We start from the raw sequence: 11,779 nt of genomic DNA on the forward strand, positions 1-11,779 counted from the left end.
TTTGATGGCCATGGCGGTCATCACTGCGGTGACCACTGCCGTGATCGCTCGGGGGACCACTTCGGGGACCGCGTCGAAGTTCGCCCCGAAGTTCGCCCCGAAGTTCGCCCCGAGGCCCGCCCGGCGCGCTCAAGCGGCGGCCTCCGGTTCGAGCAGATAGCCGAAGCCGCGCAGCGTGACGATGGTCACGCCGTGGCCGGACAGCTTCTTGCGCAGCCGGTAGATCAGCACCTCGATGGCATCGGGATTGACGTCGGCATCGAGCGAGAACACCTTGTCGAGCAGCTGCGCCTTGGTCAGCGGCTGGCCGCTGCGCGCGAGCAACGCGCCGAGCAGCGTCGATTCGCGCGGGGTCAGCGCCAGCGGCGCGCCGGCCAGCGTGAAGCTGCGCGTCTCGCCGTCGAACACCAGCGTGCCGCATTGCAGGCGCGGGTGGGCGCGGCCGCGGCTGCGGCGGATCAGCGCCAGGATGCGCGCCTCCAGTTCGGCCAGCGCGAACGGCTTGGGCAGGTAGTCGTCAGCGCCGAGATTCAGGCCGCGCACGCGTTCGTCGAGGGTGTCCTGCGCGGTCAGGATCAGCACCGGCGTGCGGTCGTCGCGGCCGCGCATCGCCTTGAGCACCGACAGGCCGTCCTTGCCGGGCAGGCGCAGGTCCAGCACCACGGCGTCGTATTCCTCGGCCTGCAGGCGCGCGTCGGCGAGCAGGCCGTCGGCCACGTGCTCGACCACGAAGCCGCCCTGCTCCAGCGCGCGCGCCACCCAGTGCGCGAGTTCGGTTTCGTCTTCGACCAGCAGAATGCGCATGCCGGCCTCCTGCCGGAGTTGGAACGCGGAAATAGGATGTCTAACGGAGGCGGAAATCGCCTCGGATCGCCGACGAAGGCCAGCCCGCGCGAACCCGGCGTCGCCGTGCAATGGGGCGAACGCTGTCGCCATGCGGGCGTGGACTCGTGCCCGATCCGGGCGCCTATAATACCGCTCCACCGTCGCGCCGGTTTGCCGCTTCCGCGCGCTGCCGCGACACCGTCCGCGCCCTGCCCGCTTGCCTGTCCTGCCGCCTTCCATGCCAGCCGATCCGACCGCGCCAGCCGAGCGCGGCGACCCGCCCTCCGCGCTGCGCCGCCGCCTGCTGGCCGGCGCCGGCGCGCTGGCGTGGCAAGGCGCGTTCGCGGCGCCCGGCACGGGGTCCGGCACCGGGTCCGGCACTGCGCCCGGCCCCGCGCCGAACTCGCCGGCCCCGCCAGCGGGCTATCCGGCCGACTATCCCCAGATCATCGCGCGCGCCCAGCGCGAAGGCATGGTCACGGTCTATGCCTCGACCGACGAGGATGTCGCGCGGCCGCTGCTCAACGCCTTCGAGGCACGCTTTCCCGGCGTCAAGGTCGCCTATCACGACCTGAACACGATCGAGCTGAACTGGCGTTTTCTCGCCGAGTCCGCGCAGCCGGCCCGCGCCGACCACGCCGACGTGCTGTGGAGCACCGCGATGGACCTGCAGATCAAGCTGGTCAACGACGGCCACGCGCTGCACTACGCCTCGCCCGAGCGCGCCGGGTTGCCGGGCTGGGCGAGCTGGCGCGAGGAAGCCTGGGGCACGACGTTCGAGCCGGCGGTGATCGTCTACAACCGCCGCCATTTCGACGGCATGCCGGTGCCGCGCAGCCGCAGCGCGCTGGCGCGGCTGCTGCAGGACAACGCAACGCGCTGGCGCGGCCGCGTGGTGACCTACGACATCGAGCGCTCGGGCGTGGGCTATCTGCTGGCGCAGCAGGACGCGCGCATGGGCGGCGAATTCTGGTATCTGGCGCAGGCGCTGGGACGCGCCGGCGTGCGGCTGTCGGCGTCGACCGCCGACATGGTCGAATCGGTGGCCAGCGGCGAACTGGTGCTGGCCTACAACCTGCTGGGCTCGTACGCGCTGTCGCTGATGGAGCGCGGCGCGGCGATCGGCGTGGTGGCACCGAGCGACTACACGCTCGTGATGTCGCGCGTGGCCTTCATCGCGCGCCGCGCGCCGCATCCGTGGGCGGCGCGGCTATGGCTGGATTTCCTGCTGTCGCGCGAGGGGCAGGCGCTGCTGGCACGCTCGGCCTCGCGGCTCTATACGATCCGCACCGATACGAAGAGCGGCCACACCGCGGCGGCGCTGGCCGAGCGGCTGGGCTACGCGTTCAAGCCGATCAGCGTCGGCCCGGGCCTGCTGGCCGCGCAGGACACGCTGCGCAAGCAGGCCTTTCTCGCGCGCTGGCGCGAGGCGATGAAGGGATGAGATTCGGGCGAAAGTAGATGCGGGCCAACGCAGGGCGATGCGGTGGGATGCTCGGCGGCGCGTCAGCCGCCCGAACACTGCTGGACCTTGAGCCGCAAGGCGGCCATTTCCTCGTCCAGCTTGGCCATCGGCCGCGGCACATAGCCCTTGCGCAGCGAGGGCGCGAAGCGCAGCGTGTCGACGAAGACGTCGGCGAGCCGTTCCGCGTCGGCATTCAGGTCGAAGTCGCCCGGCGCGAACAGCCAGTGGGCCAGCACGCCGCCGATGGCGGCATGGAAGGCATTGACCGCCAGGTCCAGATCGAGGTCGGCCGACAGCTGGCCGCGCTCGACCGCGAGGCGCAGGTGCTCGCGCATCTTCAGCAGCCCCTGCTCGTGCGACTGCCGCTGGCGCTCGAGGATGGCGCCGTTGTCGTCCACCATCTCGCACTTGTGGAATACGATCTCGAACACGCGCCGCCATTGCGGATTGACCACCGTCTCGCGGAACACCAGCGCGACGATGTCGCGGATGCCGCCGAGCGGGTCTTCCTGGCTGGCGATCCGCTCCGGTTCGCACAGCGCCTCGACCGGCAGATGCACGCGGTCGCACATGGCGGCGAACAGATCGCTCTTGTTCTTGAAATGCCAGTAAATGGCGCCCCGGGTCACGCCGGCGGCTTCGGCGATATCGGCCAGCGAGGGCCGGGCCACCCCACGCGCATGGAACACGGCCTCGGCCGCGTCGAGGATGCGATGTCGCGTCTCGAGGGCTTCTTCCTTGGTACGTCTGGCCATAAGCGGTGTCTTCAGTGGGCGGTGGGGACAAATGGGACGGCTTCGCCCGGCATCGGGGCGGCGGCGCGCGGTCGCCGGCCAGCCACGAAAGAAACGAATCCGTCACGAAACTGCGATACCACTGGACTTCCTGCCTCTGTTTTGCTGCGGTGCGACGGGCGGCATGCTAACCGATCCGGGCCGCACCCGCATATGCGGGCGATGCCGGACTGCAAAAGGGGACGGGCAAGAGACAGGCCATCCTTGCGGTGCAATATTTCTCTTACATACATGCTTGAATGTATATATACTACGCCCTAGCCACAATTTGGACCAGCCCTGCGCATCTTTCTACCAAGAGACCCTGACCATTCGGGTCCTGCGGGCTGCATGTTGTGACGCATACGCGACCATCTGTCGCAATCCATACGGCACCATTGCGGTTTGTGGCTAGTATTGTTCTTTTTCCCCACGACGGTCCGTCGTGGGGTTCTGCCGCACAGGACGTCCACGCCGGCCCCTTAGCTCTGGGCCGGCGTTTGGCGTATCCGGCCGATCTCAAATTGCCATCACGGGGTTATCGATGAGGAAGTCCCAACGTTCGAGTTTGCTTGCCGTTACCGCTGCGCTGACGGTTCTGACGCTGTCCGCCTGCGGCAACGACGCCCCGCAGGGCGGCGCGATGCCGCCGCCCGAGGTGGGCGTGGTGACGGTGACGCCGACGGCGGTACCGGTCGTCAACGAGCTGCCGGGCCGTCTCGAAGGCGTGCGTACCGCCGAAGTGCGGGCGCGGGTCGAAGGTATCGTGCTGTCGCGCAACTACCGTGAGGGCGGCGAGGTCAAGGCCGGCCAGGTGATGTTCAAGATCGACCCGGCGCCGTACCAGGCCCAGCTGGCGTCGGCCAAGGCGAGCCTGGCGCGCGCCGAGGCCAACGCGGTCGCCGCGCGGCAGAAGGCCGAGCGCTACAAGCCGCTGGTGGCGGTCAACGCGGTCAGCAAGCAGGAATATGACGAGGCCGTCGCCGCCGCGGGCCAGGCCAGCGCCGAGATCGCCTCGGCCAAGGCCGCGGTCACCACGGCCCAGATCAACCTGGGCTATACCACGGTCACCGCGCCGATCTCCGGCCGTGCCGGCCGTGCGCTGGTAACCGAGGGCGCGCTGGTCGGCAACGGCGAGGCGACCCGCCTGGCGCTGGTCGAGCAGGTCGATCCGATCTGGGTGACCTTCACCCAGCCCGCCACCGAAGTGATGCGGCTGCGCCGCGGCATCGAGTCGGGCGCCATCAAGGGCGTCGACGGCGGCGCCAAGGTGCGGCTGTTCCTGGAGGACGGCACCGAATACAGCGAGACCGGCAAGCTGCTGTTCTCGGACATGACGGTCGACCCGAGCACCGGCGCGATCACGCTGCGCGCGCAGTTCCCGAACCCGCGGCGCGAGCTGCTGTCGGGCACCTACGTGCGGGTGCGGGTCGAGCAGGGTGTCGACGAGAACGCGCTGACCGTGCCGCAACGCGCGCTGATCCGCAACGCCCAGGGCGCCGCGGTGATGGTGGTCGGCGCGGACGGCAACGTCGCCGCGGTGCCGGTCAAGGCCGGCGCGGCGATCGGGGACCGCTGGATCGTCACCGAAGGCCTGAAGGGCGGCGAGAAGGTGATCGTCGAGGGCCTGCAGAAGGTCAAGCCGGGTGCGCCGGCCAAGGCCGTGCCGTTCCAGGCGCAGGCCCCGGCAGGCGGCGCCAGCGGCGCGGCGGCTGCGGCCGGCCAGGGCGGCGCTTCGGCGCCGGCGGCCGCTTCGGCGGCCCAGGCCAAGCAGGGCTGAGCACGGCTCCGGCAACGGGACCAGCGGTAAGCGCAAGTCAAGCGCAAGCAGATAGCGGAATACACAGGGAGCCAGCCTCATGGCCAAGTTTTTCATCGACCGGCCGGTGTTCGCGTGGGTGATCGCGCTGATCATCGTGCTGGGCGGGATATTGTCGATCATGCAGTTGCCGATCGCGCAGTATCCCAATATCGCGCCGCCGACCATCTCGGTCACGGCGACCTACCCCGGCGCCTCCGCCAAGACGCTCGAAGACTCGGTCACCTCGGTGATCGAGCAGGAGCTCAATGGCGCGCCCGGGCTGATGTACTACCAGTCGACCAGTGAGTCGACCGGCCTGGCGACCATCACCATCGCCTTCCAGCCGGGTACCAACGTCGACCTGAACTCGGTCGAGGTGCAGAACCGCCTGAAGCGGGTCGAAGCGCGTCTGCCGGCGGAAGTGCGCCAGCAGGGCGTGCGCGTCGAGAAGGCCGGGAACAACTACATGATGTTCCTGACCGTGACGTCCAAGTCCGGCAATGCCAGTGCGATCGAGCTGGGCAACTACGTATCGGCCAGCGTGCTGGACTCGATCCGCCGTGTGCCCGGCGTCGGCCAGGCCGACCTGTTCGGTACCGAGTACGCGATGCGGGTGTGGCTGGATCCGGCCAAGCTGACCGGCTACAACCTGACCCCGCTGGACGTCACCGCGGCGATCTCCGAGCAGAACATCCAGGTCGCCGTCGGCGAGCTGGGCGGCACGCCGTCGCCGCGCGGCACCGAGCTGAACGCCACGGTGACCACGCAGAGCCGGCTGTCGACGCCCGAGGAATTCGCCAACATCCTGTTGCGCGTGAATCCGGACGGCTCGCAGGTGCGCATCCGCGACGTCGGCCGCGTGGAACTGGGCGGCGCCGACTATTCGACCGTCGCCCGTACCAACGGCAAGCAGTCGGCCGCCATCGCCATCAAGCTGGCGCCGACGGCCAACGCGCTGTCCACCGCCACCGCGGTGCGCGCGAAGATGGAGGAGCTGTCGAAGTTCTTCCCGGCGGACTACGAGTACACCGTTCCGTACGACACCTCGGCCTTCGTCAAGATCTCGATCGAGGAAGTGGTCAAGACCTTGCTCGAAGCGATCGTGCTGGTGTTCCTGGTGATGTACCTGTTCCTGCAGAACTTCCGCGCCACGATCATCCCGACGCTGGTGGTGCCGGTCGCGCTGCTGGGTACGTTCGGCATGCTGCTGGCGTTCGGCTTCTCGATCAACGTGCTGACGATGTTCGGCATGGTGCTGGCCATCGGTATTCTGGTGGACGACGCGATCGTGGTGGTCGAGAACGTCGAGCGGATCATGAGCGAGGAAGGGCTGTCTCCACGCGAGGCGACCCGCAAGGCGATGGGCCAGATCACCGGCGCCATCGTCGGCATCACGCTGGTGCTGACCGCGGTGTTCATCCCGATGGCGTTCTTCGCCGGTTCGGTGGGCAACATCTACCGCCAGTTCTCGCTGTCGCTGATCGCCTCGATGGCGTTCTCGGCCCTGATGGCGCTGACGCTGACGCCGGCACTGTGCGCGACGCTGCTCAAGCCGGTCGAGGCGGGCCATCACCACGAGAAGAAGGGCTTCTTCGGCTGGTTCAACCGCAGCTTCGCGCGCGCGGCGACGGGCTACCAGAGCATGGTGGCGCGCATCCTGGGCCGCACCGGCCGCTACCTGATCCTGTACGGCGTGATCATCGTCGCGGTCGTGCTGCTGTTCCAGCGCCTGCCGTCGTCGTTCCTGCCTGACGAGGACCAGGGCTACACCATCACCGTGGTGCAGCTGCCCAATGGCGCAACGCAGGAGCGCACCCTCGGCGTGCTCAAGCAGATCGAGGACTACTACCTGCAGAAGGAAAGCAAGATCGTCGACCAGATGATCACGGTGGCGGGCTTCTCGTTCTTCGGCCGCGGCCAGAACGGCGGTATCGCCTTCGTGCGGCTCAAGGACTGGAAGGAGCGCAGCGGCTCGGACGAAACCGCGCAGGCTCTGGTTGGCCGGGCGTTCGGCGCGCTGTCGTTCATCAAGGACGCGATCATCTTCCCGCTGAACCCGCCGGCGATTCCGGAACTGGGCAATTCGTCCGGCTTCGACTTCCGCCTGCAGGACCGCTCGGGCCAGGGCCACGCCAAGCTGATGGAAGCGCGCAACATGATGCTCGGCATGGCCGCGCAGAATCCGGTGCTGGCCGGCGTGCGTCCGGAAGGCCAGGAAGACGCGCCGCAGCTGCAGATCGACATCGATCGGGAGAAGGCGCGTGCGCTGGGCGTGTCGATCGCCGACATCAACTCCACGCTGTCGATCGCGTTCGGCTCCTCGTACGTCAACGACTTCATCTACGAAGGCCGCGTGCGCCGCGTGATCGCCCAGGCCGAAGGGGCGGACCGCCGTCTGCCGGACGACCTGACCAAGCTGCGCGTGCGCAACAGCAACGGCGACATGGTGGCCTTCGCGGCGTTCGCGACGTCGAAGTGGATCATGGGCTCGCCGCGCCTGGAGCGCTACAACGGGCTGCCCGCGGTCAAGCTGGCCGGCCAGGCCGCGCCGGGCCGCAGTACCGGCGAGGCGATGGCGGCGATGGAAGAGATGTTCGCCAAGCTGCCGCCGGGCTTCGGCTTCGAGTGGTCGGGCCAGTCGTACGAAGAGCGCCTGGCCGGCGCGCAGGAACCGATGCTGTACACGCTGTCGCTGATCATCGTGTTCCTGTGCCTGGCCGCGCTGTACGAGAGCTGGTCGATTCCGGCCGCGGTGCTGCTGGTGGTGCCGCTGGGCGTGCTCGGCGCGCTGCTGGGCGTGACGCTGCGCGGCATGCCGAACGACGTCTACTTCAAGGTGGGCCTGATCGCCACCATCGGCCTGTCGGCGAAGAACGCGATTCTGATCGTGGAATTCGCCAAGGACCTGCAGGCGCAGGGACGCGGGCTGATCGACGCGACGCTCGAGGCGGTGCACCTGCGCTTCCGGCCGATCCTGATGACGTCGTTCGCGTTCATCCTGGGCGTGCTGCCGCTGGCGATCTCGACCGGCGCCGGTTCGGGCAGCCAGCGCGCCATCGGTACCGGCGTGATGGGCGGGATGATCACGGCGACGCTGCTGGCGATCTTCCTGGTGCCCGTGTTCTTCGTGGTGATCCGCAAACGCTTCAAGGGCAGCGAGCGTCAGCGCATGCTGGACCAGAAGTGGCTGGACCCGAAGGAGGAAATCTGACATGACGAAAACACTGACCGCGCTGCTGCTGGTGGCCGGCGTGCTGTCCGGCTGCACCCTGGCGCCGCGGTATGAGCGTCCGGCCGCGCCGGTGGCAACCGACTTCCCGGCCGCGCCGGAAGGCTACGGCCAGTCCGAGGTGAAGACCGGCGAGAGCCGCCGCGCGGCCGACATCGGCTGGCGCGAGTTCTTCCGCGATCCGCGCCTGCAGGCGATGATCGCGACCGCGCTGGACAACAACCGCGACCTGCGCACCGCCGCGCTGCGCATCGAGGAAGCGCGTGCGCTGTACCAGGTGCAGCGCTCCGACCTGCTGCCGACCGTCAACGCGACCGGCGGCTACACGCGCCAGCAGGTCTCGGGCGCCGCCTCGCCGCTGGGCCAGGGCTATATCGCCGAGTACTGGCAGGCCGGCGGCGCGATCACCTCGTACGAGCTCGATTTCTTCGGCCGCGTGCGCAGCCTGTCCAATGCCGCGCTGGCGCAGTACTTCGCCACCGAGGAAGCGCGCCGCGCCGCGCAGATCTCGCTGGTGTCGGAAGTCGCCAAGGCCTATCTGGCCGAGCGCGCCTACGACGAGCAGTACGCGATCGCGCAGAACACGCTGAAGACCCGCGAGGAAACCTTCCGCCTGGCGCAGCAGCGTTTCGAGGCCGGCGCCACCTCGGCGCTGGACCTGCGCGACAACGAATCGCTGGTGGCCCAGGCTCGCGTCTCGGCCGCCGAGCTGGCGCGCCAGCGCGCGCAGGCACGCAACGCGCTGGAGGTGCTGGTCGGCACGCCGCTCGGTTCGATCCCGAACCTGCCGCCGCCGCGCACGCTGTCGGAGGAACGCTTCGTCACCGACATCCCGCCGGGACTGCCTTCGGACCTGCTCGAGCAGCGTCCCGATATCCGCCAGGCCGAACAGGAACTGCTGTCGGCCAACGCGAATATCGGCGCCGCCCGCGCCGCGTTCTTCCCGCGCATCACGCTGACCGGCACGCTCGGCAGCATGAGCCGCGACTTCTCGGGTCTGTTCGAGGCCGGCACCAAGGCGTGGTCGTTCGCGCCGCAACTGGTGCTGCCGATCTTCGACTTCGGCCGCAACATGTCGAACCTGGATCTGGCCAACGTGCGCAAGAACATCCAGGTGGCCAACTACGAGAAGACCATCCAGGTGGCCTTCCGCGAGGTGGCCGACGCGCTGGTCGCGCGCGGCACGCTGGAAGAGCAGGTCAGCAGCCAGGAGCAGGTGCGCAACGCCGAGGCGGCGCGCTTCGAACTGGCCAATCTGCGCTTCCGCAGCGGCATCACCGGGCAGATCGAGGCACTGGACGCGCAGCGGCAGCTGTTCACCGCCGAGCAGGCGCTGATCCAGGCGCGGCAGCTGCGGCTGAACAACGCGATCGACCTGTATCGGGCGCTGGGCGGCGGCCTGTCCGAAACCGGCCCGGTGGCCGCGGCGCCGACGCCGCAGAACGGCACCGCGCGCTGAAGGCGCGGCAGCCGGCAGGACAAGGAAAGCGCCTTCGGGCGCTTTCTTTTTTTCACTGACAGGCATCCCGGGTGCTGTTGCCCCGGACCGTGGCCAATGCTAGATTCGCCTGCATCCAGCCCTTGGCAGTAAGCCGTTGCAATCATCCAGCAGCGCGCCGAACCCCTGGGCTTTTTTCATTCTGGCGTAGCAACGCAGGCCGCAGGAGTCAGCATGCCGACAGCCATCCTTATCGACGGCGCCTTCTTCATCAAGCGCTTTCGGGCAATCGAGCCGCAGAACGCCCATGACGCGCGCCGGGCGGCGGAGTGCGCCCATCGATGGGCATGTGCCCATCTGTCACCACGTCGAAACGGCACTGGAGGCGATGCATTCCCGGATCGCCAGAGACGGCGGCTGGATCGTCGCGAGTTGTATCGCATCTTCTTCTACGACTGTCCGCCGCTGACAAAGAAGATGCACAACCCGATCAACAAGCGAATTGTCGACTTCGCCAAGTCGGCCGAGGCTGCTTTCCGGCTTCAGCTCCATGAGCATCTGCGAGGCATGCGCAAGGTCGCACTGCGGCTCCGGCATCTTTCCACCTACAGCCAATGGACCATCAAGGCGTCCAGGGTCGCCGACCTGTTGGCCGGCAAGATGCAGATGGCCGAGCTGACGCCCGACGATGTAATGGTCGATATCCGCCAAAAAGGCGTCGACATGCGAATCGGCGTCGATGTGTCCTCGTTGGCGTTCAAGAAGCAGGTTGACCAGATCGTGCTGATAGCGGGCGACGCCGACTTCGTGCCGGCGGCAAAGCAGGCCAGGCGCGAAGGAATCGACTTCATCCTCGATCCCATGTGGCAGCGCATTCCACCAAACCTCAACGAGCACATCGATGGTCTGCGATCGACTTGCCCGCGGCAGAGAGTCCTCGAATGCCGGGGCGATGCTTCGCAACCGTAGTTGCGTTTTGCCGTGTATGTGCGGGCTGTTCCTGGGGCGAAACATCGATAGCGGACAGGAGGTGGCCTGAGCGGCTCGCGGACTGTTAAAGCCCGGCGCGCTTTTCTACAGAACCGGCCGGCCGATGCACCTACGATCGCGTTTGTCGGTTCGCCCGTCAACGCTTGCGGGAGCCAGCTACCAACCCCAGCTCCTCGTTGGGTCGCACGTCATCCTTCCTTTGGTAGTTGGCTTTTTTTTCCCCAGCCTTTTCCCGGCGGTTCCCTCCCCTCGCCCGCTCCCTTCCGGTGCCGTTGCGATTCCATTTCGCTCGCGTTTTTCCCGGGCGCAGGCAGCATTAGCTTTCACGCGAAATTCACTAAAAAGCGTCGCCCGATCGGCGCCAGCTGTACGTGCACTCCTTCGGAAAGCGATACCTTGCGTCTCCACATCGTTCTTCAACGCCGGAGACCATGGGACATCGACCATGACAGAGAATGCCAACGCCGACGGCGCCGACCGGCGCTACTACCAGACCGAGGACTCGTTGACGCGCATCGCCTGCCGGGTGCTCGACGGCAAGCTGTGGATGACGCTCGACAATATGGCGGCCCTGTACCGGACCTCGGAGCAGGATGTCGCCAGGCAATTGAAGGCCGCCTTCTGCGGGCGCCGGCTCGGTTCTGCTTCGATCCGCAAGGAGGCCCAGCGCGACGATGGCGTGGCGCCCGGCCCGACCTGCTACGCGCTCGACGCGGTGCTGCTGGTCGGCGTGCGGCTGGGCTCGTCGCGCGGCGAGGCCTTTGCGCAATGGGCGGCCGACGTGCTCGCCAACGAGCCGGCCGGGCCGGTGGAGGAGTCAGCGGACAAGTCAGCGGACGAGCCGGCGGCGCAGCGGGCAGCGCCGGAGGCAGGCACGGTAAAGTAGCCCACCGAACAACCTGCCGTGGGCAAGGACGCAGATGAAGCTGATTGAAACAGAGCGTTTGCAACAGGTGCTGAACGACTTCATCCGCGCCCGGGATTGGGCGCGGTACCACTCGCCGAAAAACCTGTCGATGGCCCTGAGCGTCGAGGTGGCCGAGCTGGTGGAGATCTTTCAGTGGAAGACGGAGCAGCAGTCCCACACCGTGATGGCGACGGACGAGCGCGAGCATGTGCGGCAGGAGCTGGCCGACATCCTGATCTACCTGGTCGAGCTGGCCAGTGTGCTGGAGGTCGATCTCGACGCCGCGGTGCGCGACAAGATCGCGCTCAATGCCGCCAAGTACCCCGCGATCACGCCATCGGAGTGAATCGC

The 11,779-nt window shown here is 67.7% G+C and carries 9 protein-coding genes; 7 read left to right on the forward strand and 2 right to left on the reverse strand.

From position 1 onward, the window contains the following. Window positions 1-129: 129 nt before the first annotated feature. Complete coding sequence (locus tag K7G19_RS14615; RefSeq protein WP_226107864.1) at window positions 130-804, reverse strand: response regulator; 675 nt, start codon at window positions 802-804, stop codon at window positions 130-132. Window positions 805-1,063: 259 nt separating this feature from the next. On the opposite strand from K7G19_RS14615, the gene K7G19_RS14620 reads away from it, so the two are divergent. After that, a complete protein-coding gene (locus K7G19_RS14620; RefSeq protein WP_226107866.1) occupies window positions 1,064-2,269 on the forward strand; it encodes an ABC transporter substrate-binding protein in 1,206 nt (401 codons plus the stop codon). 62 nt (window positions 2,270-2,331) lie between these two features. Here the strand turns inward: K7G19_RS14620 and K7G19_RS14625 are convergent, their stop codons facing one another. Beyond that, window positions 2,332-3,045, reverse strand: coding sequence for a TetR family transcriptional regulator (locus K7G19_RS14625; RefSeq protein ID WP_226107868.1), 714 nt, complete (start codon window positions 3,043-3,045; stop codon window positions 2,332-2,334). 562 nt (window positions 3,046-3,607) lie between these two features. Between K7G19_RS14625 and K7G19_RS14630 the strand changes: the two genes are divergently transcribed. From K7G19_RS14630 to K7G19_RS14655, 6 genes are all read left to right on the forward strand, one after another. Continuing rightward, window positions 3,608-4,843: an efflux RND transporter periplasmic adaptor subunit gene (locus tag K7G19_RS14630; protein ID WP_149317407.1), complete on the forward strand. Its 1,236-nt coding sequence runs from the start codon at window positions 3,608-3,610 to the stop codon at window positions 4,841-4,843. A 79-nt stretch (window positions 4,844-4,922) separates the two neighbouring features. Further along, on the forward strand, window positions 4,923-8,075 hold the full coding sequence (locus K7G19_RS14635; RefSeq protein ID WP_149317406.1) for an efflux RND transporter permease subunit: 3,153 nt from the start codon (window positions 4,923-4,925) through the stop codon (window positions 8,073-8,075). Window position 8,076: 1 nt separating this feature from the next. Continuing rightward, on the forward strand, window positions 8,077-9,552 hold the full coding sequence (locus K7G19_RS14640) for an efflux transporter outer membrane subunit (RefSeq protein ID WP_149317405.1): 1,476 nt from the start codon (window positions 8,077-8,079) through the stop codon (window positions 9,550-9,552). Between the two features lie 213 nt (window positions 9,553-9,765). Beyond that, window positions 9,766-10,500: an NYN domain-containing protein gene (locus K7G19_RS14645; protein ID WP_226107871.1), complete on the forward strand. Its 735-nt coding sequence runs from the start codon at window positions 9,766-9,768 to the stop codon at window positions 10,498-10,500. 466 nt (window positions 10,501-10,966) lie between these two features. Then, entirely contained in the window at window positions 10,967-11,407 is a 441-nt protein-coding gene (locus tag K7G19_RS14650) for a hypothetical protein (protein WP_226107873.1), read from the forward strand. A 34-nt stretch (window positions 11,408-11,441) separates the two neighbouring features. Continuing rightward, complete coding sequence (locus tag K7G19_RS14655; RefSeq protein ID WP_149317403.1) at window positions 11,442-11,774, forward strand: nucleotide pyrophosphohydrolase; 333 nt, start codon at window positions 11,442-11,444, stop codon at window positions 11,772-11,774. Window positions 11,775-11,779 lie beyond the last annotated feature (5 nt).

The organism is Cupriavidus sp. DB3, assembly GCF_020418465.1.
GTDB classification, from domain to species: Bacteria; Pseudomonadota; Gammaproteobacteria; order Burkholderiales; family Burkholderiaceae; genus Cupriavidus; species Cupriavidus cauae.